The 26,626-nt window shown below is 37.3% G+C and carries 25 protein-coding genes, 2 tRNA genes and 1 rRNA gene; 21 read left to right on the plus strand and 7 right to left on the minus strand.

Translation table 11 applies throughout. The features are described from left to right. From rrf to J2Y03_RS25905, 8 genes are all read left to right on the plus strand, one after another. A 5S ribosomal RNA gene (gene rrf, locus J2Y03_RS25870) occupies nt 1–92 on the plus strand; the annotation flags it as partial. A gap of 82 nt (nt 93–174) precedes the next feature. Continuing rightward, a tRNA-Met gene (locus J2Y03_RS25875) sits at nt 175–248 on the plus strand. Between the two features lie 36 nt (nt 249–284). Beyond that, nucleotides 285–361, plus strand: a tRNA-Asp gene (locus tag J2Y03_RS25880). Nucleotides 362–542: 181 nt separating this feature from the next. Then, nucleotides 543–1,016 carry a tRNA (adenosine(37)-N6)-threonylcarbamoyltransferase complex ATPase subunit type 1 TsaE gene (tsaE, locus tag J2Y03_RS25885; protein ID WP_310199836.1) on the plus strand — a complete coding sequence of 158 codons (474 nt, stop codon included), beginning with the start codon at nt 543–545 and terminating at the stop codon, nt 1,014–1,016. Next, entirely contained in the window at nt 997–1,704 is a 708-nt protein-coding gene (gene tsaB, locus J2Y03_RS25890; RefSeq protein ID WP_310199838.1) for a tRNA (adenosine(37)-N6)-threonylcarbamoyltransferase complex dimerization subunit type 1 TsaB, read from the plus strand. The genes tsaE and tsaB overlap by 20 nt, the downstream gene beginning before the upstream one ends. A 12-nt stretch (nt 1,705–1,716) precedes the next feature. Beyond that, nucleotides 1,717–2,166, plus strand: a complete 450-nt coding sequence (gene rimI / locus J2Y03_RS25895) for a ribosomal protein S18-alanine N-acetyltransferase (RefSeq protein ID WP_310199840.1) — start codon at nt 1,717–1,719, stop codon at nt 2,164–2,166. Further along, entirely contained in the window at nt 2,163–3,185 is a 1,023-nt protein-coding gene (gene tsaD, locus J2Y03_RS25900; RefSeq protein WP_310199973.1) for a tRNA (adenosine(37)-N6)-threonylcarbamoyltransferase complex transferase subunit TsaD, read from the plus strand. Before rimI ends, tsaD begins: the two co-directional genes overlap by 4 nt. Before the next feature lie 334 nt (nt 3,186–3,519). Further along, nucleotides 3,520–3,993 carry a Gmad2 immunoglobulin-like domain-containing protein gene (locus J2Y03_RS25905; RefSeq protein WP_310199842.1) on the plus strand — a complete coding sequence of 158 codons (474 nt, stop codon included), beginning with the start codon at nt 3,520–3,522 and terminating at the stop codon, nt 3,991–3,993. 36 nt (nt 3,994–4,029) lie between these two features. Here the strand turns inward: J2Y03_RS25905 and J2Y03_RS25910 are convergent, their stop codons facing one another. Further along, complete coding sequence (locus J2Y03_RS25910) at nt 4,030–5,949, minus strand: ABC-F family ATP-binding cassette domain-containing protein (protein WP_310199844.1); 1,920 nt, start codon at nt 5,947–5,949, stop codon at nt 4,030–4,032. A gap of 188 nt (nt 5,950–6,137) precedes the next feature. Here J2Y03_RS25910 and moaC point away from each other — a divergent pair, with 188 nt between their 5' ends. The 5 genes from moaC (at nt 6,138) to J2Y03_RS25935 (ending at nt 9,517) form a co-directional block, all read left to right on the plus strand. Further along, the gene (gene moaC / locus J2Y03_RS25915) at nt 6,138–6,635 is read left to right on the plus strand and encodes a cyclic pyranopterin monophosphate synthase MoaC (protein WP_310199847.1); all 498 of its coding nucleotides are present in this window, start codon (nt 6,138–6,140) and stop codon (nt 6,633–6,635) included. Between the two features lie 32 nt (nt 6,636–6,667). Then, complete coding sequence (locus J2Y03_RS25920) at nt 6,668–7,321, plus strand: redox-sensing transcriptional repressor Rex (protein ID WP_132096814.1); 654 nt, start codon at nt 6,668–6,670, stop codon at nt 7,319–7,321. A gap of 122 nt (nt 7,322–7,443) precedes the next feature. Continuing rightward, complete coding sequence (locus J2Y03_RS25925; RefSeq protein WP_310199849.1) at nt 7,444–8,067, plus strand: YhbD family protein; 624 nt, start codon at nt 7,444–7,446, stop codon at nt 8,065–8,067. Nucleotides 8,068–8,080: 13 nt separating this feature from the next. Further along, nucleotides 8,081–8,797 (plus strand): polymer-forming cytoskeletal protein, encoded by a 717-nt coding sequence (locus J2Y03_RS25930; RefSeq protein WP_310199851.1) that lies wholly within the window; start codon nt 8,081–8,083, stop codon nt 8,795–8,797. A gap of 12 nt (nt 8,798–8,809) precedes the next feature. After that, on the plus strand, nt 8,810–9,517 hold the full coding sequence (locus J2Y03_RS25935; protein WP_310199852.1) for a bactofilin family protein: 708 nt from the start codon (nt 8,810–8,812) through the stop codon (nt 9,515–9,517). A gap of 40 nt (nt 9,518–9,557) precedes the next feature. Here J2Y03_RS25935 and J2Y03_RS25940 read toward each other — a convergent pair whose 3' ends face one another. Both J2Y03_RS25940 and J2Y03_RS25945 read right to left on the minus strand, forming a co-directional pair. Next, nucleotides 9,558–9,758 carry a YdiK family protein gene (locus J2Y03_RS25940; RefSeq protein WP_132096810.1) on the minus strand — a complete coding sequence of 67 codons (201 nt, stop codon included), beginning with the start codon at nt 9,756–9,758 and terminating at the stop codon, nt 9,558–9,560. After that, a complete protein-coding gene (locus tag J2Y03_RS25945) occupies nt 9,755–10,477 on the minus strand; it encodes a CPBP family intramembrane glutamic endopeptidase (protein WP_310199853.1) in 723 nt (240 codons plus the stop codon). The genes J2Y03_RS25940 and J2Y03_RS25945 overlap by 4 nt, the downstream gene beginning before the upstream one ends. Before the next feature lie 493 nt (nt 10,478–10,970). Between J2Y03_RS25945 and groES the strand changes: the two genes are divergently transcribed. Both groES and groL read left to right on the plus strand, forming a co-directional pair. Continuing rightward, on the plus strand, nt 10,971–11,258 hold the full coding sequence (gene groES / locus J2Y03_RS25950) for a co-chaperone GroES (RefSeq protein WP_132096808.1): 288 nt from the start codon (nt 10,971–10,973) through the stop codon (nt 11,256–11,258). A gap of 52 nt (nt 11,259–11,310) precedes the next feature. After that, the gene (gene groL, locus J2Y03_RS25955; RefSeq protein ID WP_310199855.1) at nt 11,311–12,942 is read left to right on the plus strand and encodes a chaperonin GroEL; all 1,632 of its coding nucleotides are present in this window, start codon (nt 11,311–11,313) and stop codon (nt 12,940–12,942) included. An 82-nt stretch (nt 12,943–13,024) separates the two neighbouring features. Here groL and J2Y03_RS25960 read toward each other — a convergent pair whose 3' ends face one another. After that, nucleotides 13,025–14,236, minus strand: coding sequence for a site-specific integrase (locus tag J2Y03_RS25960; protein WP_310199857.1), 1,212 nt, complete (start codon nt 14,234–14,236; stop codon nt 13,025–13,027). A gap of 452 nt (nt 14,237–14,688) precedes the next feature. Between J2Y03_RS25960 and J2Y03_RS25965 the strand changes: the two genes are divergently transcribed. Beyond that, complete coding sequence (locus tag J2Y03_RS25965; protein ID WP_310199975.1) at nt 14,689–15,342, plus strand: 2OG-Fe(II) oxygenase; 654 nt, start codon at nt 14,689–14,691, stop codon at nt 15,340–15,342. Nucleotides 15,343–15,921: 579 nt separating this feature from the next. Further along, the gene (locus J2Y03_RS25970; protein WP_310199859.1) at nt 15,922–16,590 is read left to right on the plus strand and encodes a DNA alkylation repair protein; all 669 of its coding nucleotides are present in this window, start codon (nt 15,922–15,924) and stop codon (nt 16,588–16,590) included. Between the two features lie 604 nt (nt 16,591–17,194). On the opposite strand, the gene J2Y03_RS25975 is transcribed toward J2Y03_RS25970, so the two are convergent. The 3 genes from J2Y03_RS25975 to J2Y03_RS25985 form a co-directional block, all read right to left on the minus strand. After that, nucleotides 17,195–18,235 carry a site-2 protease family protein gene (locus tag J2Y03_RS25975; RefSeq protein ID WP_310199861.1) on the minus strand — a complete coding sequence of 347 codons (1,041 nt, stop codon included), beginning with the start codon at nt 18,233–18,235 and terminating at the stop codon, nt 17,195–17,197. 477 nt (nt 18,236–18,712) lie between these two features. Further along, complete coding sequence (locus J2Y03_RS25980; protein WP_310199863.1) at nt 18,713–19,849, minus strand: site-specific integrase; 1,137 nt, start codon at nt 19,847–19,849, stop codon at nt 18,713–18,715. A 136-nt stretch (nt 19,850–19,985) separates the two neighbouring features. Further along, nucleotides 19,986–20,210 (minus strand): excisionase family DNA-binding protein, encoded by a 225-nt coding sequence (locus J2Y03_RS25985; RefSeq protein WP_310199865.1) that lies wholly within the window; start codon nt 20,208–20,210, stop codon nt 19,986–19,988. 653 nt (nt 20,211–20,863) lie between these two features. Between J2Y03_RS25985 and J2Y03_RS25990 the strand changes: the two genes are divergently transcribed. From J2Y03_RS25990 to J2Y03_RS26005, 4 genes are all read left to right on the plus strand, one after another. Further along, a complete protein-coding gene (locus J2Y03_RS25990) occupies nt 20,864–22,549 on the plus strand; it encodes a tyrosine-type recombinase/integrase (RefSeq protein WP_310199867.1) in 1,686 nt (561 codons plus the stop codon). A 1-nt stretch (nt 22,550) separates the two neighbouring features. After that, on the plus strand, nt 22,551–23,732 hold the full coding sequence (locus J2Y03_RS25995) for a tyrosine-type recombinase/integrase (RefSeq protein ID WP_310199868.1): 1,182 nt from the start codon (nt 22,551–22,553) through the stop codon (nt 23,730–23,732). After that, a complete protein-coding gene (locus tag J2Y03_RS26000) occupies nt 23,732–24,649 on the plus strand; it encodes a tyrosine-type recombinase/integrase (protein ID WP_310199870.1) in 918 nt (305 codons plus the stop codon). The genes J2Y03_RS25995 and J2Y03_RS26000 overlap by 1 nt, the downstream gene beginning before the upstream one ends. A 715-nt stretch (nt 24,650–25,364) precedes the next feature. Continuing rightward, complete coding sequence (locus tag J2Y03_RS26005; protein WP_310199872.1) at nt 25,365–26,522, plus strand: tyrosine-type recombinase/integrase; 1,158 nt, start codon at nt 25,365–25,367, stop codon at nt 26,520–26,522. Nucleotides 26,523–26,626 lie beyond the last annotated feature (104 nt).

Below are 26,626 nucleotides of genomic sequence, written 5' to 3' on the forward strand. Positions count from 1 at the left end.
ACACCCGTTCCCATACCGAACACGGAAGTTAAGCTTCTCAGCGCCGATGGTAGTTGGGACTTTGTCCCTGTGAGAGTAGGACGTTGCCAGGCTGTTTTATTTTTAAAATGTGTGCATATATTACTTGTTTTGGCATATACTATATTAGTGCACATAATGTAATATTTTTACTGTCGCGGGGTGGAGCAGTCCGGTAGCTCGTCGGGCTCATAACCCGAAGGTCGCAGGTTCAAATCCTGTCCCCGCAATTGGTTATTTTCAAGAAAAACACTTGAAATAACTTCGGTCTGGTAGTTCAGTTGGTTAGAATGCCTGCCTGTCACGCAGGAGGTCGCGGGTTCGAGTCCCGTCCAGACCGCCATCTATATTTTAGAAATTGCGAAACTAAGTTTCGTTTTTTTTATGCCTTTTTGCTTATATAGCGAAAATTAGGTAAAATACATATTGAATGACATCCTTAGGAGTTATCCTAAGGATTTTTTTTACAAAAATAAGGTAGAATGTAGATAGTGTATGGCTATGTTATAGTAAAAGGTGATTATATGAATCAGTATGAGAAAAATACAATAGACCCCAGTGAAACGTTCCAGCTTGCGTCTAAGCTTGCAGAATTATTACAGCCTGGTGATGTGATCTGTCTAGAAGGAGATCTAGGTGCTGGCAAAACGACCTTTACAAAGGGATTGGCCCAGGGGTTAGATATAAAGAAAACTGTTAACAGTCCGACCTTCACCATAATAAAGGAATATAAGGGCAGGCTGCCTTTATATCATATGGATGTCTATCGGGTTGCCGATTCCTACGAAGATTTAGGTTTTGATGAATACTTTGAAGGCGAAGGTGTAACCGTTGTAGAATGGGCACATTTAATTGAGGAACAGCTTCCAGCGGAGTTGTTAACCATCTATTTGTACCATGAAGGTTTAGAGAAAAGAAAAATAGTGTTCGTTCCTAAAGGGAAAAGATATGAGCAATTATGTAAGGAGATTTTTCTAAATGACCATATTAGCGATTGATACTTCTAATTATCCATTAGGAGTAGCGCTTATTGAAGAAAACCAGGTACTCGGCGAATATATTACCAACTTAAAAAAGAATCATTCGGTCCGAATTATGCCGGCGATCCAGACCTTAATGAAGGATTGTGAAAGAGTCCCAGCACAATTAACCAAAGTAGTGGTTGCTAAAGGTCCAGGATCATATACAGGAGTTCGGATTGGCGTTACCATAGCGAAAACAATGGCTTGGTCGTTAAAAGTACCTTTAGTGGGAGTTTCTAGTCTTGAAATAATGGCAGCTGGGGCAGGAAGATACTTTGATGGTTATATTTCGCCTCTCATTGACGCAAGAAGAGGACAAGTCTATACAGGGCTTTATGAATATCAAAGTGGGGAACTTACTGTTGTTAAAGAAGATCGCTTAGTGTTGTCAGCCGATTGGTCTGTTGCATTAAAGGAAGTAAAGAAACCTATTTTATTTGTAGGTAATGATCTGCCACTTCATCGGACAATGCTAGAAGGCACACTAGGCTCACAGGCAGTATTTGCCGAGATTACGGAACATAATCCCCGTCCGTCAGAGCTTGCTCTGCTGGGTAAAGGTAAACCAGGGGAAGACATACATTCCTTTGTTCCTAATTATATTCGCTTAGCCGAGGCAGAAGCGAAATGGTTAGAAGCAAATGGGAAAATCTTAAATGGATAGGATTAGAGAGATATGGTAGATTCTTTTGTTTTTCGCTACATGAATGAAGAGGATATCGACCAAATATTAGAGGTTGAACATGCCTCTTTTGCTACACCATGGAGCAGAGAAGCTTTTTATAATGAAATTTATAATAATAAATTTGCAGTTTATATCGTCTTAGAAGAAGATGATAAAATTATTGGATACTGTGGTGCCTGGGTTGTCATAGATGAAGCTCATGTAACAAATGTGGCTATACTGCCCTCCTACAGAGGCAAAAAGCTTGGGGAAGCATTGCTTCGCAAAATGATGACCGTTGCGAAGGAAATGGGAGCAAGGAGCATGACTCTTGAAGTCCGCGTAACCAACCATGTAGCACAATCTCTGTATCGTAAATTAGGATTTCAAAATGGCGGCATTCGGAAAAATTATTATTCAGATAATCAAGAAAATGCTTTAGTTATGTGGGTGAATATATAATGAAAGATCAGTGGATTATGGGAATCGAAACAAGCTGTGATGAAACAGCTGTAGCAATTATTAAAAATGGCAGAGAGATTGCCGCTAATGTGGTTGCTTCACAAATTGAAAGTCATAAGCGATTTGGCGGTGTCGTTCCTGAAATTGCCTCTCGTCATCATGTTGAACAAATGACAATTGTCATTGAAGAGGCATTGAAAGAGGCAAATATTACAATACCTGAGCTGGATGCGATTGCGGTAACGGAAGGACCAGGATTAGTTGGAGCTCTATTAATAGGTGTAAATGCAGCGAAGGCTCTAGCGTTTGCACATAACATTCCACTTGTTCCTGTTCATCATATTGCTGGACATATCTATGCAAACCGGCTGGTGACAGAATTAACCTTTCCACTACTCTCATTAGTGGTGTCAGGGGGGCATACGGAATTAGTCTACATGAAAGAACAGGGACATTTCGAAGTCATTGGTGAAACGAGAGATGACGCAGCTGGTGAAGCGTATGATAAAGTTGCAAGGACATTAAAACTTCCTTATCCTGGCGGACCGCATATTGACAGGCTTGCTCAGGATGGCAGTGATACACTTAAATTGCCAAGAGCATGGCTTGAAGAAGGATCTTATGATTTTAGCTTTAGCGGTTTAAAATCCGCCGTCATTAACACTGTCCATAACGCAGAGCAACGGGGTGAAATCATTGCTCCAGAGGATCTTGCGGCAAGCTTTCAGGAAAGTGTCATTGAGGTGCTGGTGAAAAAGACATTGAACGCCACAGCTGAATACAAGGTTAAACAAGTCTTACTTGCAGGCGGGGTTGCCGCAAATAAAGGTCTTAGAAAGGCGCTTGAGGAAGCTTTTGCACATACGCCTGAAATTGAATTAGTTATACCGCCTATAAACTTATGTACAGATAATGCAGCGATGATAGGAGCGGCAGGAAGTATAATGTTCGATAAAGGAATTAGAGCGGATCTCACCTTGAATGCAAATCCAGGATTAGATATAGAATTATACAATTAGCAGTCCTTCTGGATAAGAAGGGCTTTTTTTGTGGATAACTTTTTTTGAAAAATAGGACATTACAGAATAATGTGGGTAAGTATCCCTTTAATTGTGGACAATGTGGATAAGTAAGGCTTTTTTTGTGGATAATGTGGAAAAGTCCCTGAATAGTTGAATCAACTAGTTTCCTTATGTGAATAAAGCTGTGGAAAAAGAATATATTTAGCGTTTTAGTCGAATTTCAAAGGATTTTGTCGATTTATAAATGAAAATGTAAAGAGGCGGTGATATATGAATCTACCTCAAACATGAATAAAGTAAATAAACATAGTCTTTAGAATGGAGGATTAAAATGAGTAAAAATTTATTAGTAGCTATCTTCATGGGATTTTTTCTATTGTTGTCAGCATGTAGCCAACAGCCTAGCTCGCCACAAGGTGAAAAGGAACCTGATGTTGTGGATGAAGAAGACAATCAAGACAAAGAACCTGATGTTGTAAATGAAGAAGGTAATCAAGATAAAGAGGAGAACAAACAGTATGGAAATGAGGCATTTGCTGAAGTAACAGTTTTAAAATCAGGAGATCAGGTAGTGGTAAAAGGAAAAGCAAGGGTTTTTGAAGGGGTATTTCAGTATGCAGTCATTGCTGGAGGTGAAATATTACTAGAAAACCATTATCAAACGGATGGTGCCCCTGCATGGGGGGATTTTGGGATCACGATTGAAAAGGAGCTATTAACAAAAGAAAATGTTTCAATGGAGCTTTTCGTCTATTCAGCTAAAGACGGGTCAAAAACAGACATCTTAACGATTCCTATAAAGTAGTAAAAGGGGCTTGGATATCATCCAAGCCCCAACCTTTTATTCGGCCATTTCGGCCCACTCTTCCATTAACTGCTCGAGTTCAGCTTTTGCCTTTTCATTCTTTAAATTTATTTCTAGAACCTTTTCATGGTCCTGGAAAATTTCTGGCTCGCATAGCTTCTCCTCGAAATCTTGGATGAATGCTTCCAGTTCTTCTATACGTATTTCAATCTCTTCTAATTTTCTTTTTCGCTGCCGCTCGAGCTTTTTACTTTCTTTATCCTGATGATAGTTATTTTTCTCTTGTACTTCCGTTTGAGACTGTTTCTTATTTACGCTTGCAGTTTCTAAAGCCTTTAGCTCCTCCTGCTCAAGCTTTTTTTCTACATAATAGTCATAGTCCCCGAGATACTCCGTACTGCCATTTGGGCTTAGCTCCAATACCTTGGTCGCAATTCTGTTAATAAAGTATCGATCGTGTGATACAAAAATAATGGTTCCAGGGTAGTCGATTAAGGCATTTTCGAGAACTTCCTTACTGTCTAGGTCCAAATGGTTTGTAGGCTCGTCCAAAATGAGTACATTTGCTTTCTCCAGCATTAGTTTGGCTAGGGCCAGCCTTGCTTTCTCACCACCGCTCAAGGTAGATACAATTTTTAATACATCGTCACCTGAGAATAGGAAGTTACCTAAGACGGTACGTATTTCCTTTTCACCTTTTAATGGCCATTCATCCCATAGTTCGTTGAGAACGCGCTTATTGGAGGTCAATTCTGCCTGCTCTTGGTCATAGTAACCAATTGCTAGATTTGCACCATATAGAACCGTACCAGATAGGGCAGGAAGTTTTTTGATAATGGTTTTTAAAAGAGTAGACTTCCCAATTCCGTTTGGACCTACTAAGGCAATACTTTCACCACGATAAGCACGGAAGGAAATCATCTCTGAGACTTTTTGTCCATCATAACCAACGGCTAGGGAATCCACAGTAAGAACATCATTCCCAGTTTGTTTCTCAATTTCAAAAGAGAAGGTGGCAGACTTTTCGTCTCCTGACGGACGGTCCATCAGATCCATTTTCTCAAGTTTTTTGCGCCGGCTTTGTGCCCGCTTTGTCGTGGAGGCACGGGCAAGGTTGCGGTGGATAAAATCTTGAAGATTGGCAACCTCTTGTTGCTGCTTCTCATATAACTTCAAATCACGTTCATAATTAGCAGCCTTTTGATCAAGATAAGAGCTATAGTTTCCAATAAACTTTTGGATTTGTTTACGTGAAATTTCATAAACCTGAGAAACCACTTTGTCTAAAAAATAACGGTCATGCGACACGATTAAGATGGCTCCATCATAGCCCTGAAGATATTGCTCCAGCCAAGTAAGTGTGTCAATATCAAGGTGGTTTGTCGGTTCGTCCAGAATCAATACATCAGGCTTAGATAAAAGCAATTTTCCTAATGCCAAACGTGTCTTTTGCCCACCGCTTAGGCTGGATATCATCAATGAGCTATTGAGAAAATTCAATCCGTGGAGGATGGAGCGAATATCGGCTTCATACTGATAGCCGCCCTGTTCCTTAAATTGCACTTGCAGCTGGTCATATTCTTTTAGAATTCGCTCGTAGCTGCCGGTATCCTCCATTGCAGCAGGATCTGACATCCGTACCTCGAGTTGCCTGAGGGATGCTTCCATATTTCTTAATGATTCAAAAACGGTTAACATCTCGTCCCAAATTGACAAATTCGATTCTAATCCGGTATTTTGTGCTAAATACCCAATGCTCACACCCTTTGGCTTAATAATCTCTCCGCCATCGTGTGACAACTGTCCGGCAATGATTTTCAATAATGTCGATTTCCCTGCACCATTTCGCCCCACGAGTGCAACACGGTCGCGAGTTTGTAATTCTAGTTTTATATTCGATAAAATAAGGTCTGCACCATAGTATTTTGCTAGTTGATTAACCTGTAATAATATCATTGTTTTCACCTCAATTACTAAAATAAGTGTACCTTATTCCAGCAATGTCGGCAATAAAGTGCCATGTTGTTGGAGAAAATAGGGGATAAATCGAAAGAAAAAGGTGTAAATTTTTTCATCACTCGTTCAAAGTTTCACAGACAAATTGTGAAAAATATAGTATGATTTTTTGTAGGAGGGTACTGTTTATGTCTGATTTTACTCATTTTAACGAAGAAGGAAGAGCGAAGATGGTGGATGTTAGCGATAAGCCAGAAACCACTCGTACGGCACTTGCTCATTCCAGCATTACTGTTAGTAACGAAATATATGAAAAAATAACAAATAATGAAATGAAAAAAGGCGATGTTCTAGCAGTGGCCCAAGTTGCTGCCGTTATGGGGGCAAAGAAAACCTGGGACCTAATCCCGATGTGCCATCCAATACATTTGACGGGAGTAAATATATCCTTCTCTTGGGAAAAGGAACACGATACTGCTTATACATTAAATATTGCAGCGGCTGTCAAAACAAAAGGGAATACAGGTGTGGAAATGGAAGCGTTAACAGCTGCTTCCACATGCGCTTTAACTATTTATGATATGTGTAAAGCGGTGGATAAAGGTATGGTTATTGGAAAAACCTATTTGGTTGAGAAAACCGGAGGGAAAAACGGAGATTTTCATAGAACGGAACAAGTTAGATAATTGAACAAACTATTTATAGGGGGTGGGAGAATATGAGTAATGAGACAATGAAAATACCACAAGCGACAGCAAAGCGGCTGCCCTTATATTATCGATTTTTAAAGAACCTGCATTCTTCCGGTAAACAGAGGGTTTCGTCAGCAGAACTAAGTGAGGCAGTGAAGGTGGATTCGGCAACGATTCGCCGGGATTTTTCCTATTTCGGGGCCTTAGGTAAAAAGGGATATGGCTATAATGTCAATTATTTATTAACCTTCTTCCGGAAAACACTAGACCAAGATGAATTAACAAAGGTAGCGTTAATTGGTGTAGGTAATCTCGGTACAGCTTTTTTAAATTATAATTTTTTAAAAAATAATAATACAAGAATTGATTGTGCCTTTGATGTGGATCCAAACAAAATGGGGACAAAAATCCGGGATGTACCTGTCTATCCGATGGATGATTTAGAAAAATATTTAGGTAATGATGATATTCATGTTGCCATCCTAACTGTACCAGCTCCAGTGGCGCAGGTAATTACAGATCGCCTAGTAAATTCTAATATTAAGGCGATATTGAATTTTACACCTGCGAGATTAAATGTCCCTCCATCTATTCGCGTGCATCATATAGACTTAGCGGTTGAGCTTCAATCACTAATTTACTTCCTAAAGCACTATCCAACCGAGGAAGCAGAAGAATAAGAGTAGAGATCTTTTCACTAGTAAAGTGAAAGGGTCTTTTTTTGTCGACAAAAAGATAAGAGGTAAACTTTACATGCGTAACAGTGTTATGTTACATTGTATCTGGAAAGGGGTTTTTAAACATGAATGAGGAGTTAATTTCAAAGAAGGAATTATTAGACTTGGCCGGAATCTCTTATGGACAGTTATATAGATGGAAACGAAAAGATTTAATACCAGAAGATTGGTTTATTCGAAAATCAACGTTTACAGGACAGGAAACCTTTTTTCCCAAGCAAAAGATGTTAGAAAGAATCGATAAAATTCAAACCATGAAAGAAAACCTTTCTTTAGATGAATTAGCGGATATGTTTTCTCCACATCTAAGCGATCTGCAGCTTAAAGGAGAAGAGTTAGTGAGACGTAACATTGTTTCAAAATCGGTGCTCGACTTCTATCTTGAAAATGAAAAAGGCAGTCTCGATTTTAACCTTTCGAGAATACTTGAAGTATTTGTTTTAGAAAAACTGCTTCAATCAGGAGCAATTAATTTGGATGAAGGGAAAATGCTCTTGATGGTAATGATCGAAAATAAGGATCAGATCAAACAAAAAAGTGCTGATTTAGTGATTACACGAAAATTAGGGGTTTCAAACTGTTTATTGCTAATTAATACAGAAGGATACCATTTTGATTCAGGAACGAAGCTGGTAACAGAGATTTCGTTAAATGCATGTATGGAAGAAATCAAATCGAGATTCGTATAAAGGGGAATGGACAATGGAAACGAAAAAGCGGGGAGATCTCATTATAAATGGTCTAGGGTCATCCAATGGCGGACAATTTAACGAGGTAACCTTAAATGGGAAAGGAACTGTAAATAGTGATGTAGAATGCACCAATTTTGACTGCAATGGATTAGGAACGGTAAATGGAAATTTGGCTGCAACTACAGCAAATATTAGCGGTAATGGGAAAATAAACGGAAGTATTGAAGGTCAATCCCTTTCGATAGATGGTACCGCAAAGGTAAAAAATAATGTGATTGTGAAAAATTTAGAAGTATCCGGCAAAACTTCTGTTGGCGGAAAAATAAAAAGTGAAGACATAAAAATAAAAGGCAGAATTACGGTTGGAGAAGATTGTGAAGCGGAAACCTTTAAAGCGGAATCACACTTTACGATTGGCGGCTTGTTAAATGCAGACCTTATTGATATTACTATTTTTTCAGATTGTAAAGCAAAAGAGATAGGCGGGCAAACCATTCTGATTAAACAAAAAGCTACACTTTTCGGCTTATTTCTACCTTTCATCCAAACACAATTAGAAACCGAATTAATTGAGGGAGATCGAATCGAAATTGAAAATACGAAGGCTGACATTGTCCGAGGAAACAACGTAACAATAGGTCCCAACTGTACAATTGGGATTGTTGAATATTCGGGGGAATTGTCACTTGATGAAAAAGCAGTTGTAAAAGAAATAAGAAAAGTGTAAGGGGGAAAGGAAATGACAAAGGGACAAAATCTTACGATTAATGGGTCTGGTAGTTATCCTGGCGGTCAATATGACAAAATCAGCATTAGAGGAGACGGCACGATTGCCAATGATGTCGAATGTTCCGTCATTCATGTTTATGGAACAAGCGAGGCTTTGGAAAATGTTAAAGCGGGTTCGATAAAGGTTTTTGGCGAGGCAGAAGTAAAGGGGAATATACAGGCAGAAGAAATGCTGATTATGGGCACAATGGAGGTCGGCGGCCATGCTGCTTTAAAAAGAATAAAAATCCTTGGAACGCTTGAAGTAGGCGAGCGATTAACCGGTGAAGAGGCAAATATAAAAGGAAGCATTTCTGTCAAAGGAGACGTTGAATATGAAACCTTTGAGTCAACAGGCGGTTTTGAAATCAATGGTCTTCTAAATGCGGATAAGATTATCGTCTCATTACGCTTTGGGCAAAGTTCGGCTGAAGAAATAGGCGGAGGGGTCATAAAGGTTAAGAAAAAAAATTCTTTTCTTCCGTTTGGAAAAGACACCGGAACGTTAACGGCAAAAGTGATTGAGGGTGATGACATCTACTTAGAAAATACAAAAGCTGACATCGTTCGCGGTAAACGTGTGAAAATCGGCACTGGCTGCCAAATTGGGTCAGTGGAGTATACTACAGAATTATCTCAAGAACAGAGTTCAACGATTAAAACAAAGATAAAGCTCTAAAGAAAAGCCTTTTCACATTCAAAGTGAAAAGGCTTCAACCTTATTTTTTTCGTTTTTCTTTTTGCTTTTTGTTAAAGAAGATGATTCTTATACCTGATCCAAAGTCAAAGGTAGCCAATAAAACGAGGAGATAGCTGAAAAATCCCCAGCCGTTTTTCTGAACATCCTCAACGGCAAAGTAAGTAAATAAACCACCTAGAACAATATATATGATTCCGGAAAACAAAGGTGAACGTCTCATAGAAAGCCTCCGATAAAGTTTTGAAGCGATTCAGCCTCACGAATTAATTCGTCAATTTCATCTTTATAAACAGATTGAATAACGACAACCAATGTGTTCATGGCGACATGGGCAAAAATCGGCACAAGGATATGTTTTGTTTTTACATAGAGAAAGGCAAACGTAAAGCCCATTGCAGAATAGAGTAGGATGTGCTGCGGTTCCATATGGGCTAAGGCAAAGATGATTGAGCTAATTAGTGCAGAGAAAAAAAAGTTAAGACGTTTATGAAGGGAACCGAAAATAATTTTCCGAAAAACGATTTCCTCCAAGATTGGACCGATTACTGAGCTGACTACCATGGCGAGCGGAAGGGATTCAATAATGCTTAGAATTTGCTGAGTGTTTTCTGAGCCCATTTTAACTCCCAGAAACTGTTCGATATTAGCAGCAAGGGCTTGGGCAAATAAGGCTAGGAAAACACCAAATACAGCCCATATTGCGGAAAAGCCGAAAGAACTGCTTCTTTCATTCAGGCCAGGTTTCTTCATTTCTTTTCGTAATAGAAAAAGAATAATAAGCAAGGCAATGGTAAAGCTGAAAATTAACCAGTAGGGGACAACCAGCCCTTGATTCAGCCCTAAGTATCCAAAAAGAAACATCATCCCTGGAATTCCTACTATGCTCGATAACTGCATGGCAATATAGACAATTAAAATAATCCAATATTCTCTTTTCAAATTGATATGTCTCCTTTGAGAAGCCTTCATATTATTTTAACCTATTCTCCATTCTACTAATAATATTAAGGTTGTATCAATATTAAAGATTATCTTAAAAACAATGTATATTCCAGCGCGTAATTCACATACTTGTAAGGTTGTAAAAAAATGCCATTTTTTGCAAACGTTTTTTGAAGACCTGTTCAGAACGAATTAGGTACTAGTTTGATTCCCACTAGCATGATTTTTCGTGTTAGACGGTAACCAAAAGGGTTGTTTGGTTCCCGCTAGCATGATTTTTAAGGTTTAGCGGTAACCAAAAGGCTTGTTGATTCCATTCATGTTAGGACATTTTCTATCAATTAGAAAAGTGCCTAAAAAAATAAAAAAAATACAGCTTCATACTTGCAAATTTTTCATGCATTTATTATGATAATAATTGTGTTAGCACTCAGGTAAAGAGAGTGCTAATAAGTCAGAATTACATATCTATTTGAGGAGGTTGTTTGATTTGTTAAGACCATTAGGTGATCGTATTGTCATTGAGCTTGTTGAATCAGAAGAAAAAACTGCAAGCGGTATCGTTTTACCGGACTCAGCTAAGGAAAAGCCTCAAGAAGGAAAAGTTGTTGCCGTTGGTACTGGCCGTGTGCTAGAAAGTGGCGAACGCGTTGCTCTTGAAGTTTCTGTAGGCGATCGTATTATCTTCTCAAAATACTCTGGTACAGAAGTGAAGTTTGAAGGAAATGAATATTTAATTTTACGTGAAAACGATATCCTTGCTGTTGTAGGCGAATAAGGATTTTTTAAATCAATCATTAGTCTAAAAAATACGAGGAGGTTTTTTGAACATGGCTAAAGAAATTAAGTTTAGTGAAGATGCACGCCGCGCAATGCTTCGTGGTGTTGATGCGCTAGCAGATACTGTAAAAGTTACATTAGGACCAAAAGGACGTAACGTCGTTCTAGAAAAGAAATTTGGTTCACCGCTTATTACTAATGACGGTGTAACAATCGCGAAAGAAATTGAATTAGAAGATGCATTTGAAAACATGGGTGCTAAGCTTGTTGCTGAAGTAGCTAGCAAAACAAACGATGTTGCTGGTGACGGTACAACAACTGCAACTGTTCTTGCTCAAGCAATGATTCGTGAAGGCTTAAAGAACGTTACTGCTGGTGCTAACCCAATGGGTATCCGTAAAGGGATTGAAAAGGCAGTTTCAGTAGCTGTTCAAGAGTTAAAAACTATTTCTAAGCCAATCGAAGGCAAAGAGTCCATTGCACAAGTTGCAGCTATTTCTTCTGATGATAAAGAAGTAGGTCAATTAATCGCTGAAGCAATGGAGCGCGTTGGCAACGACGGCGTTATTACCATTGAAGAGTCTAAAGGTTTTACAACTGAATTAGATGTTGTTGAAGGTATGCAATTTGACCGCGGATATACATCTGCTTACATGGTAACAAACACAGACAAAATGGAAGCTGTATTAGAAAATCCATATGTCTTAATTACAGATAAAAAAATCTCAAGCATCCAGGAAATCCTTCCAGTTCTTGAGCAAGTTGTTCAACAAGGCAAGCCATTATTGTTAATTGCTGAAGATATCGAAGGTGAAGCACTTTCTACTTTAGTATTAAACAAACTTCGTGGAACATTCAATGCAGTTGCTGTTAAAGCTCCTGGCTTTGGTGATCGTCGTAAGGCAATGCTCGAAGATATCGCTGCATTAACTGGCGGTGAAGTAATCACTGAAGAGCTTGGCCGTGAACTGAAAACTACAACAATCACTTCTTTAGGACGTGCTTCTAAGATTGTTGTTACAAAAGAAAACACTACAATCGTTGAAGGTGCAGGAGATTCTGCTGCTATTCAAGCGCGTGTAAACCAAATCCGTGTTCAATTAGAAGATACTACTTCTGAATTTGACCGTGAAAAATTACAAGAACGTTTAGCTAAATTAGCTGGCGGTGTTGCTGTAATCAAAGTTGGTGCTGCAACTGAAACTGAATTAAAAGAGCGCAAGCTTCGCATTGAGGATGCTTTAAACGCAACTCGTGCTGCAGTTGAAGAAGGTATCGTATCCGGTGGTGGTGTTGCCCTTCTTAACGTTTACAGCAAGGTAGCTGAGATTCAAGCAGAAGGTGATGTAGCTACAGGTATTAACATCGTATTACGTGCGATGGAAGAGCCTGTACGTACAATTGCTCACAACGCTGGTCTTGAAGGATCTGTTATCGTTGACCGCTTAAAGCGCGAAGCAGTTGGCACAGGCTTCAACGCTGCTACTGGTGAGTGGGTAAACATGATCGACGCTGGTATCGTTGACCCAACTAAAGTTACTCGTTCTGCATTACAAAACGCTGCATCTGTTGCGGCTATGTTCTTAACAACTGAAGCAGTTGTTGCTGACAAGCCAGAACCTGCTGGTCACGGCGGAATGCCTGACATGGGCGGTATGGGTGGAATGGGCGGCATGATGTAATCATGTCCTCCAGCCCTTGATATATAAGGGTTTTTGAGTAAGATGAGAGTGAAATGCTAACATTTTGCTAACATTGAGGATATTAACGGAGGCTTCTCATGAGTTCGCTGAACTTTTGGGAAGCTTCTTTTTTCATTTCTTGCGTAACGTGGAGATACACATTTTTCGTGATTTGATCATCGGTATGACCAAGCCTGTCCATAATTTGTTCAAGTGAGACACCCGCTTCGGCAAGAAGTGATGTATGCGTATGGCGTAAGGAATGTGGTGTTAAATCAGGATTTAGTCCTGAAATTCTAAGTAATCTTGCCATTCTGTTTTGAACGGTTTTAATGACGATGGGATAACCATATTGCCGTTCCATTTTGGCAAATATAAAGTCCTTGCTATAATAATTATCCCCAAGCTGTTCGATGACTTTCTCTTGAACTTTTTTATGTTCCTTTAATTGATGAATCACCTCTTCATCCACAATGATTTTTCGTCGTGATTTTCTCGTCTTTGGTGTGACTAGCTGATATTCCAGCGTATTATTATTTGGATTGTAATAGGTTTTGGTAATGCTGATGGTGTGGTTTTTAAAATCTACATCCTTCCACTTGAGAGCAACTAATTCTCCAACCCTAATTCCCGTATAGGCTAAAATCAAAAAAACTAAGTAATCATGTTCAAGGCCATTGGCTTTGGCAATTTCTAGAAATAATGCAAGCTCTTCTTTTTCAAGATACTTAGGAACTTCATCTTCTTCCAACTGTTCAATCGATTTCTTATCCTTTTTCACATAAGCGAATTCAGTTGGGTCCTTCTTAATTATCTCTAGTTCCAAAGCTTTTCGAAAAATCATCCTCCCTGTTCGATGAATGCCTTCCCTTGTGCTGTCAGAATAACCTTGGTCCTTTAAATCGTTGAGAGCGTCCTGATACATCTTTCTTGTAATATCCTTTAACTTTAATTTGGCAAAGTAGGGCAACAACTTTCCGATTTCATGAAGGCGTACTCGAATCGTTCCGGGCTTTACATCTTTAGAATCACTGTAGATAGGAAGCCATTCAATTGCAAAGTCACTAAACGTTTTTTCTGTTTCCTCTAAATATGTTCCCTGGTTTAATTCGTGAAATAAAGTGGCAGCAGCTTCTTCAGCTTCCTGCTTAGTATTAAAGCCGCTTTTTACCTTTTGTTTTCTCTTGCCGGTGATTGGGTCTAATCCAATATCAATGGTGAAAGCCCATTTTGAACCGCACGAACATTTTTTCTTATTGCATTTACAGCCTCTTTTGTAAAAATGTCCTTTCATCAGCATCCTCACTTTCTGAAAAAATATATTGTTGCTAAAAGTCCATTATTACCAAAGATAAGATTTAAAATTCATAACATTAATTTAAGAAAAATAGTGAGGGGATTTTTTATAAAAAAGGGGAACAAGTAGATAATCCTTTTGGATTGAGGATCTAGGGAGAGTCAATATTCTATTACGTAGTAGACCTATACTGCGCAATAAGCTCCTTCAATTTTAGTGCATTTTGGGAATGATTTCACTCAAACTAAACCACTAACTTGGCAGTTTAGTTGAAATTACAATATCTATTAGGTATTCAAACAATAACTCTATTTTGAAATAAAGAACTTAATATAAAAAAAATTATTATTATTTTTGCTCTTGATAAATGAACAAGCGAAAGGATATGGAAACTGGTTTGTGGAATATAGAAATATTCCGAAAATTATAGGAGTTGATGGGCGTTGGCAATGATTGCTAAAGATCCACATATAAAAAAGGAAGTGACTATTTTTAACCATAATGGAAATAAAATGAAAACAGAAGACAGAGAGATTGACATCATCGCTAGATTAGAAGAGCCATTAGTCGTAGTTTTAGGATCGGTACTGGATGAAGAGGAATGCGAGGCACTTATTCATTTGTCAAAAGACCGCCTTCAGCGTTCGAAAATCGGAGGGACACGAGAAGTCAGTGATATACGAACAAGCAGCGGTGCGTTTTTAACAGACATCGAAAATGATATTCTTGCGAGGGTAGAAAAAAGGGTATCCACCATTATGGGAATCCCAATAGAGCATGGGGAAGGTCTTTATATTATGAACTACAAACCGGGACAAGAGTACAAAGAACATTTAGATTATTTCGCTCCTACAAGCAATGCGGCGAGCAACAATCGAATCTGCACGCTTGTGATGTACTTAAATGATGTGGACGAGGGAGGCGAAACCTTTTTCCCGAAACTCAATTTTTCTGTTTGTCCGCAAAAAGGAATGGCGGTGTACTTTGAATATTTTTATAACGAGCAAATGTTAAACGAATTAACGTTGCACGGAGGAGCTCCTGTAGTAAAGGGAGAAAAGTGGATAGCAACGCAATGGATGAGAAGAAAGAAATTAAACTAAATCGATTAAGCAAAACAATTCGTTCGATGGGCTATTTTAAATGGGATGCAAAAAATATAAATTAATAGTTTCTTTGAAGGATAGAAAGCTGCCGGATCTTCCCTTACCGAGCAGCTTTTTTGTTTCAATCCCACTTTGGTGTATGTTCGTAACATACAATTTAATCCCGAAATGATTAAACCGTCTTCATTACGTTGTAGATATTGATATTAAAGGTTTTTTTGACTCGTAAATGAGTCTTATTTATGCATAAATAGAAGGGTTCTGGGTTCTTCGGGTAGCTCATATATGAGAATAAATAGACTTTGAGATAGGTGGTGCCTTTATTGGGGCACTTTTTATTAAAAAGGAATGCTCTTTTCGTATCCAATTAAAAGGAAGTAAATGTTATTTTTATATTAAAGATGGTTGCTCTTCTATTATAAGTGGAGAAAGCTTTAATACGATATATGCTACAATATTAAAAAAGGTAAACTTTGGAGGCACACCACTGCAATAAGACTTATACGAAATTAAGTTCTTGATATATCCCGTCAAGGACATATTATGAAACAGTGCTTAATAAAGGAGTTGTATAAAATGAATGAAAATAAAGGCACAGAAATAAAACGCTCTTCAAAAGCAGAAAACATTCTAGCTCAGATCAATAGTAAAACGAAGCTGGGCGACTTACGAAAAATTGCGAAGGACATTAAAAAAGATCACGAACTTGCTATGGAACTTTGGTCAACAGAAAAGTTTTTGCCCAGACTATTAGCAATTTTAATTATGGACAAAAAACTTCTTTCACAAGATGTGCTATATAAGCTTGATAAGGATATGCAGACTCACACTTTTGATGAGCGAAATAACTTAATGGATTGGTTAATGGCTAATCAGCTCACCAAAGACAAGAAGAACATTGCATTGATGGAGTCATGGGAAAATAGTCCTTCTGCTCTTCAAAGGCGAGCTTTCTGGTATTATCAAGGTCGATTGAGATGGACTGGACAAACACCGCCTGATAACACCGAATACTTGCTATCTGCATTAGAAGCTACTATTACGCAGGAAGAACCGGAAGTTCAATGGGCTATGAATTTCACCGCAGGCTGGATAGGCGTTTATGATGAAAAGAATCGTGCACGTTGTATTAAACTTGGTGAGAAAACAGGTCTTTACAAAGATGAAAAAGTAGCAAAAGGATGTACTCCCAACTATTTACCTGAGTTCATTACAATTGAAGTTAACAAACGACACAATAATTAGTTACCTCTGAAAAATTTTTTAAGGTTTAATGCAAAAAATAAAGGAATTCAAGCCTCAATATGAAAAATCGTAATAGGCTTGTACCGAAAAATAAAGAAATCAACGCGTTCTGGCAGCTAGTTAGTGAAATATGCAAGGAAGATGTAAAGGATTAACCCAATATCTCTTTTTGATCTTTAGGGCGCTTATCTTTAAGAAGAACAACTTTCCAGCTGGGCAGTACAACGATACTGTTCAGTAGGAAATAAAAAAGGACGATAGCCGTAAAATTGGTAATAGTCCTTCTTCAACTATAGGGTGCATTTGCTGAATGTGGGAGGTTGCCTTTTTAAAAAATCCACTAATTTACATAAATTGTAATATGTGTTATTATAATTTTTGAACCTGTGTTGTCCTTGTTCGGCTTTAAATCGATTAATCAGGGGCATATTAGTTCTGTTAAGGATTAGTATACATACCAGTAACGCACATTCGCAAAAAAGCTTAGTCAATTTGACCGAGCTTTTTTTGTTATAGATAAAGAATAACACTGAGACTATTTTCCCTAAATCATATAATAGGGAGGGGCGATTCGTAATAAAAATCGCTTCTCTTCGTGAACGTTTTATTCAACAGGGTTTGTGTTATTATTCCGTCTGTTTTCTAAGAAGATTTGAATATTAATAATAGCGGTTAAAATGATACCCATCCATAACAAATATTCAGGAAAGGTCATCCCAACATCTATACTAGTGGCCCATAGGTTGTTGATGATTATTGGGCTATATAGGATTAGCGCCCCAAGGAGCAATAACCAAGTAAAGCTTGCGTTAATGTATTTTTTAGGTATTCCAATAAGAGCGAACAGGGATCCAAGTATAGCTAATACGACACGGCCACCATCCAGTACAGGTATAGGAATCATATTAAATAAAGCTAGCATTATACTCAATACGGCAAAACCCAGCCAAAATTCTTGAGCAATATTTGCCATAGAGATATATACTCCAATGTTATTTTCTAAATCATGCTCTGGGGTGATAACATCTGAAAGTTCCAGGTTGGCTATGACTGAGTAAAACATGGGTATTAAAGAAACAAATTTATTGTATACAATAACAAAAGAGTCATAGACGGATTGACCTTGTTGAATAAAGAAAACTGTTAGTCCAATAAAGAAGCAGATAATATTAACAACTATTCCAGCCAAATAAAAAATACATTTTTTAATGGGAGAAAGTCCTTGTTCATTTGATGAGTCAGGTTTTACATATCCCATTATCGGAATAACATGGAATTGAAAATCAGTATTTGAGTATTTAAACCTTAATAGCTTAGGACCGACTCCAACTGAAAAGGTAGAAACTGAAACATTAAATAATCGTGCAGCAAGGTAATGACCCATTTCATGGAGCGTCACGACTAAGAAAAGAATGAAGATTAGTTTTAAAATAAGCATTATTTCCATTAATGTTAAGGGTGGAGATTTTAAGAGATAACTGGATAAAGAGCCTAAGACAATGCCGTATAGAGCAAGTTTCAGAGCTTTACCTATGTAATCATCCTTGTTGTTTTTTCCAATGACCTCCTTTGTCAGTAATATTCCTGCCTTAATTATCATTCCCATCGAAGCTAAAGTAAGTGCCATAACCATTAGAAAATACATAAAACACCTCCTATTATATTACATAAAATATATGTACGAGCTAGAGTGCTTATGTATTTAATGGGAAAAATTGTAATTATGGTTTTTTGGTATTATTTTTGAGTATAATAATTGTTTATATTTGATAGTCCTGAAGAGGTCTTATTATCCTCTAAAAATGACCTGAAGGAGATATAGTGTAAAAAGAGCTAATAGATAAGAGAGGACAGCTTGAAATACATTTTCGCTTAGTAACCTGCTCATAGGCAGCCGAACAAACAAAAATCAGCAAAAGGCCCAACCATTAACTCACGAGAAGGTATGGAAAGTGTAGAACTAATAAGAGAAAATGCAATCTAAAATACAGTTTTTGTTTAGAACTCGACAATCCGCAGGACTTGCATAGAAGAAGAAATCAAAAAACGCTCAGACTTTTATTTGAGCGTTTTGCATAGTTTGATATTCTGTTATATCTTTCGTAGGTACATCCATAATTTTTTATAGAAGCCCCCGCATTAATTGCCCAAATTTATCAGAGGCCACCCTTTTCATTGTAGTGGTAACATGGAGATAAACTTTTCTTGTAGTTTCGTCATCGAAATGCCCTAACCGATCCATAATTTCTTCTAAACCCACTCCTGCTTCAGCAAGAAGAGAAGTATGAGTATGACGAAGTGTATGGTTGCAAACTTTCATATCTAATTTTAAACACTTTGATAATCTATTAATTCTAGATCCAACAAACTTTGTGAGGACCGGGTAGCCTGGATGACGATTGTAATTTGCAAATATATAATCTTGATCAAGATAGGCATCACCCAATTTCTCTTTTAACATCTCTTGTTCGACTTTATGTTTTTTGAATAATTCAATCACTATTTCATCTACAACGATTTTACGTCGAGAACGTTTAGTTTTTGGAGTTCCTAACGTGTATTCCTTTGTGTTGTTTGTTTCATTATTGTAGGTTTTTGTAATATGAATCGTATGATTATCGAAATCGATATCTTTCCACTTGAGTACGACTAACTCTCCGACACGCATACCTGTAAAGGCTAAAGTAGTGAATATTAGTACATCCATAAATAAACCGTATTTCTTAACGGTATTCAAGAAATGCGCAAGCTTCTCTTTTTCTAAGTATTTAGGGATATCTTCTTCATCTGACTCGTTCACAACTTCAGGGTCTCGAGGAATATACGCATATTCTGTTGGATTAATAATAATCATTCTCTTGCTAAAAGCCATTTTAAAAATCATTTTACCAGTGGTATGAAAACCTTCTAAGGTGCTTTTTGCAAATTTTTTATCCTTTAAATCGTTTATTGCTTCTTGATACACCTCTTCTGTAATGTCTTTCAGTTTTAAATGAGCAAGGTAAGGGAGTAGTTTTTTAATACTGTATTTTCTAAGACGTATCGTTCCTTGTTTAGCCCCCGTTCTTTTTTTGTATATGGAGAGCCACTCTTGAGCAAAATCTTTAAAGAGGATAGGGGACTCTTTGATGTAAGTGCCTTGTTTTACTTCCTTAAGTAGAGAGGCCGCAGCTAACTGTGCTTCTTCCTCTGATTTAAAACCACCTTTTGTTGCTTGCTTCCTTCTACCGGTCTTAGGATTTCGACCGATATCTATCACGAAGCTCCAAGTCTTATTACACTTGCAATTAGTTATATTGCAAGTACATCCTCTTTTTGTATAATGACCTTTCATAAGAAACCTCTTTTTCAAGTTAATTATATTTGCTGCAAAATTTACAGATTTGATGGATATGTTATTTATTGACGATTTTTAACTCATTATGCCATTTTCTAAAGGCATCCTTTTTTACTCTTTTGGATGCACCCAATTGAAATACTGGGATTCCACCATTTTCAACTTTAACCTGAAACAGTTCATAAACCCTTCTTCTAGAAATACCTAAGTATGATGCAATTTGTAATGCCGTTAAATTATCTGGTAGGGATTCCCAGGTTGTGTATTTTTTTGTTCTTTCCATTATCATTACCTCCGTATCTCAAAAAGAAAAACCCCAAAGATTTGGAAAGAAAGACAGACTGCATCCCAAGATAAAAGATCATAAGTTTTATACTCATAAACTTTTATATTGGGATCGGCAGGTCCTTCCTGGTCCAATCAATGGGGTTTTACCCGTTTTGATTTAATTTTTTGATTAATAATTGATTATGTAACAAACTATAAATTGTTATATGTTGAATTGTCAAGCACAAAAATGCGATTGAGCAAAAAATGTTCAAGACTATGATTGTAAATGAATAATAGAAAATCAGATACCTTTTTACTAGATATTTTGAGTGAAACTTCTATTCTAAAGCTCAAAATGAAAGTCCGGGCTTAACATTAAATCTTTATTGAAAAAATTCTTTCTAGGTGTTTGACAAAATACATCTGTCATTGTAATGTTTAATTATAAGCAATTTCAGATTCAAGTTTGTTAAAAATAAAATCACTAGAAAATTTAATAATCTATTAATTTAAATAGATTTAGAGCAGAAGCACTGTCTCTATATCTGCAGAAGTACACCATACGTGTATCCTCTGCAGATATATGGACAGTGCTTTTTTGTTGTTACCGAGAAAAATGATTTGCGGTTTTAGTTTTAAAAAAGAATGTTTAAGGGGGATTTTATTATGCAAAACCAAGAGTCACTTCAATTATCTTTATTTGATTTTACCTTCGAAGAAGCGGATCAACAGAAAAGCTTAGACGAGCATTTTTTAGAAGTTGACTTGACTGTTTCCAAAAATGATGTTCATGGTGGTTCTCCACATGACATTTTTAAACAGGATGATGCGGATAAGGAAGAGAAACAATTAGTCGAGAAAGAAGAAGAGACCATCGAGGAATTTGACGGGATAAGCAGTGTAGAAGGCTTTTTGAACAAGTATTTTTCTGGAACTGAGGAAAAGAACATAAGTGCATGGTCCGGGAGTTATCTGAACAAAAATTCGCAGGAACTAGGTTTAAAATCACAGTTGCTAGCTCATAATGGAGATAAGTTTACAAAGGAAGAGTTGATCTCCATTATGGAAAGCTTATTTAAAACCTCTCATCAAAAGAACGTGATTCCTTTAGGAGAGGAAGGATTAAAGCAGTGGTTCATTGATAAGATGATCAGTGACCTAGAGGCCAAACCTATTCAACATTTTTTAGTAAAGCGGTCAAAACAACTTAATTATAAATCGTTGTTTCAATTAATCTTGCGGTTTACTGACTTTGAGTCGTTGGTCAGTAAGGCAACACGAAAAAAACCATTCGATCTTGGACGAGAAGACTTTTTAAATCAGGAACTCTATGAAGAGGTAATCACGAGTCAGTTCTATTACCAAAACTTTGCTTTGTTTTACAAACAAATGAATCCCTTTACAGAATCGTCTTTAACGTATACACCCAAAGAACGGATAGAGGTGGTGCTGCCGCCGGCCGTTCAATCGTTTCTGACTTACAAAAAGCGGCAGGGAACGAAACCCGAGCGGTTAGATAAGTTTCGATACGAACTGCACCGTTTCTTACGATGGTCCTGCAATGTTCTAAATGACTTTAGTTCTTATCCAATCGATAAAGTTCCCATTACCTTGTTTACACAAGAACACTTAAAGACGTATAAAAACTATCTCATCAAGGGGGTCCAAAGCGGCCGGTTGGCTGAAAATGGGTCTATGAAACATTTTAAAAATATCAAAACCTTCTTTAGCACCCTCTATCATATGAGGTTTATTAAAAATGATATTACAAGAGGCATACGGAATATCGAGGGGGATGACTATCAATCTCGTTATATGCCAACGGATACGGAGATCGAAAAGTTCTTTACCGCCATTGAACAATATTCCGACACACCACAACTAGATAAACTTGCATTCGGGTTTATGCTCTATCTCGGATTTCGATCATGTGAACTGGCGAGATTACAATGGGAAAACATCAATTGGAGCCTTAAGGACGTAAAATTTGAAGCAAAGGGAGGAAAGGGACACTCCTTGCCGCTACCTGCACCGCTAATTAGTCTCTTACAAGAGGTAGGAAAACAAGAGAACGGTTTAGTGTTTAGAATGAAGGAACAACCACTAAGAGCCACATTGTCTTTAAAGTACCGAATATTTACCTTGATTGCAGACTGGAAAGAGGCAAGTGGTCCGCACCAGTTGCGCCATATTTATATCACGCGCCTAACCGAGAAAGAGGTAACACCTAAAGCGCTTAAACGTTTGGCTCGACACGACGACCTAGCCACGACTTCCCTCTATATCCATCGAACGGAAGACGAAGTTGGAGAAAAAGCACAACAGATTTCGTTTCCGTGGGAGGTGAATTAACGTGGCATATGTAAAAGAGGACCATCCTCAATTCATCATCCTGGATGAAATACAAACGCTTTTGAAAAAATACGGGCAGGTTCAGGTGGAAAAAGAACTTGGCTCCATAGGTGTCCTTTTAACGGAACAAAAGAATCCTAAAAATAAGGAAATCACGTTGTTGGAGGCAGCAAAGCACTTTTTAGAGGATGAATTTTCAACCTACCAAAGTATTTCCCCTTCCTCACAGTCTTCCTATAAAAGTGAAACGAGAAGTTTTTGCAAGTACTTTGGGGTCAATATCGATAAGAATCTATCCACGGATGTTTTGTTAAAAGAGGTTTTAACCCCTGAAAAGCTAGAGGCTTATATCCAACAGCCAGATATAGCGGAAGCGACGCGAAGAAAAAAGGCGGCTTTTTTGAGAACCTTTGTTGATTCAGTAGCAAGAGATCTGCTAAGCGAGAAAAAAATCAATCAATTAAATAAAAGGGCACTACACCTGAAGCCCCCAGACCCACAGCCCCCACGAGCCTTTACGGCGGAACAAATTGATTATTTGCTTAATTTGTCCCGCTTAACACGTTGTGCCCTTCGAAACTATACAATACTTTGGACGCTTGTGGGAACAGGGATTCGAGTGGACGAGTTACATTTTCAAATGGGTGATGTGAATCTTGAAAAGGGTTGGATAAAAGTCAAAGCGAAAGGAAGGAAAGAACGAGCAAAAGTGAAACGGTTCATGACAAAAGGAGCCATCAAGGCGATGAAATACTATGTCAATTTCACTTACTCTCACTTAAAGAATGTGTTAAGTGAGACGGACTACAATCGCCTTTACGTTTTTTCAGATGACAATGGAAAACACGCCCTGTCTAATCGGGCCATTCAAAAAATGGTCAGGGGGTTAATTGACAAGGCTATTGAGGACAAAGTGATTCAGGATAAAGTATGGGATAGTGATCGTGGAGAAGAAGTGAAAGTGAACTACTCGACGCATTCGTTCCGTCACTCATTTGCGGTCTATGCCCTTGAGAGCGGGATGAATATTTATATGATCAAGGAACTCTTGGGACACAAATCTATAGGATCCACAGAAGTTTATTTAGATTTATTTGATGAGCAGTACCAAAAAGCGATGGATAAACATCCCTTTGCACAGCTTGAAATAGATCAATTAAAACACTTGGGAGTTGATGTCTAGTGGAAGGGATTCTCTTTTCGTCTATCTACTTTCAGAAGTGGAAAGAACTAAATACCTTAAAGCCCAATTCTGTTCAAATGTATATAAGCTATTTAAAAGTCTTTGAGGACTATTTAGGATTAGTGGGATGGATGGGGGAGCTTGACTTTGACAAGTTTTATTACAGCAAGATTCATGATAAGTATGCCCCTATTGACCTTGATTTTATGGATGGATTTATTGAGTTTCTTCATGATAATAAAACAAAATCACAAGCGAAACTTGGTTTTACCGTCGTAAAAAGCTTTATGGACTTATTGGTGGATTATGACTTGATGGAATATAATCCACTGAGACATTTTAAAAATCCATTCTACTACGAATCGTTTCGAAACCGAGCGTTAAGTGAAGAAGAGTGTTTAAAACTACTAAAGGCAGCCTACGATTTGGATCCTTTTTTTCACCAATACTATTTGATCCTTTTGCTGCAAACCACTTGTGGATTAAGAGCCAGGGAATTATGTAGGCTTACGGTTTCACAAATAGATTTTGAACACAATGTCATTGTCATTGATAAAGGGCGTAAAACGAAAATTGGTACAGTTCGTATAACAGATGCCCTCCGAAAGAAGCTTAGGGATTATATGAATCATCCCTATTTTAAAGCTTGGACAAAGGAAAAAGATAAGGAGTTGTTTTTTATGAAAAACAAGCCTTTTACTCCTGCGGATCTTAATAAGTTGTTAGATAAACTTAGAAAAAAGGCAAAAATAACACGGAAAGTAACCAACCATGATCTAAGAGCAACAATGGCCTATTTATTGTATAAAGAGGGAAATGATTATAAGTCGATTCAAAGACAACTTCGACATAAGAGATTAAAAACGACCTTAGGTTACTTACCGATTCATGTTGAACTAAACGGGTACCTTGATTAGTTTAAATGATAATTTGAATAAGTAAGGGTGGTTATTTGTAAGAAATATCTTTAACTACCCTTAAAATGGGTTAGCTGTTGAGAAAGAGTATCTTAATAAAACAAAGAAAGGAATGGGGAAAATGAACAATAATTCAAATGCTCGATTGAAACCGTGGAGTTATTTGCTTCTAGTAATGCATGCTACAGGAGTAAGGCAAGGTGAACTTTTATCACTTAAATGGCACGACAAAGATTCAGCAAGAAAGAATAATTAATCCTGAATAGGTTGTAGAGTTTACGGGAGTATCACTTCACTGGACAAGTAAGTTATATCACTGTTTTAGGAATTCGTGAACGATATTTCTAATTAATAAATAATGTAAAAATTTTTATCGCTTACAATTGCTACGTAGTAATACCTTCAATATAATGAAGGTAATTGAATATTGTTGCCTTATGTAAATGCATTGTGGCTGGAAGAACCAGGGCGATGGATTAGTGACCTCACTATCCGTCTGCCCTTTTTTATTTGCAAATTTTTACATAGGGCAATTATTGAAAGGGGTGATTCCTGTAAAACAATAGAAGTTTCCTGTATGTCAAAATCAATCAATAATGTTTTATTGTTAAACGTTATTTGGCATTAAAGTTAATGTGAATTAAATAAACAAATATGTATGTGAAATGCTGTTGTTGATAGATCCCATACATACTTAAAAATTGGAGGTAATAGGATGGCTAAGAAAGTAGTAATTGAAAATGAAAAGAAAACTAGGTACGCAGTGATTTACGATGAAAGGTTAGATTCTAAAACTGGCAAACGCTATATGAAGCAAAAATTTTTTCCTACGAGTGAAGAAGCCGGTAAGTTTCTTGATGAACTTGGAAGCGATACAAGTGAATTAAGTATTTTAATAGAAACAGAACCAAAAGAGCAACATGCAAAAAAGGTCCTCTTTAATGAATTCATAGAAGATTGGTTTTATGGGGAATATGCTCATGAGATTAAACACCAGACATTTAAAGTGAGACAAGCATTATTAAATAAACATATTGTTCCTTATTTTGGTGATAAGTACCTTCATGAAATCACTAAACAGGAAATAGCAGAATTGCTCGCTCAAAAAGAGCATGAAGGATATTCGGAAAGTACAATTGGTAGCGTTCATTACTTTTTATCAACGTTGTTTCGTTCGGCTGTGAAGAAAGGATATCTTGATAAAAATCCTGTGCGCTTTATGAATATGGTAAAAGTTCCGAATCGTATTCCCATAATTTTGAGTGAATCAGAAGTAGAAAAGTTACTTGAAGTCGCTTACTCAGAAGGTGAAGGTATGATGTATGAATTTGAAATTTCTACAGGATTACGACTAGCAGAGATTTTGGCTCTATCATGGAGTGATATTGATTTTGATCACCAGACGATAATTGTTAAGAAAACCGTAGATACTGGAGTAGGTGGCAAACAGAACAATGTGGAAATGAGATATAATTTTCGAGAGGTTATGATCCATTCACATCTGTTACCTAAGTTACAAAAACACAAAGAAGAACAGCTTAAAATGAAGGCAGAGCTTGGTGGCCAATACGACGATGAACTTGATCTGGTTTTCCCTAATAAAGTCGGTGGGATCCAAAGACCAGCGACCGTTCGTGCTAGATTTAATCGGATAGTTGATAAAGCCAATATTAGTAAAATTAACTTCCACGATTTAAGAAAAACCTATGCTATTTTGCTTGTTAAGGCTGGTATCCCTCTCTACTTTATAAGTAAGCAATTGGGTTACAAGAGTGTTGATACACTTTATCACTTTTTGCCAGCACAATTTTGGGATTCAGTGAAATCAATTAAACTCTTTGGAGTCATTGGCAAGGAGAATGATAATGAGTAATTAACAGCTTTATAGCTTTATATATTCAAATTTTAAAGGAGCTCAGACTGGTTGAGCTTCTTTTATTTCTATTTCTATTAAACTATCTTTATTACTTTAATTTC

The sequence above is a fragment of the Neobacillus niacini genome, assembly GCF_031457145.1.
Lineage (GTDB): Bacteria > Bacillota > Bacilli > Bacillales > Cytobacillaceae > Neobacillus > Neobacillus niacini_J.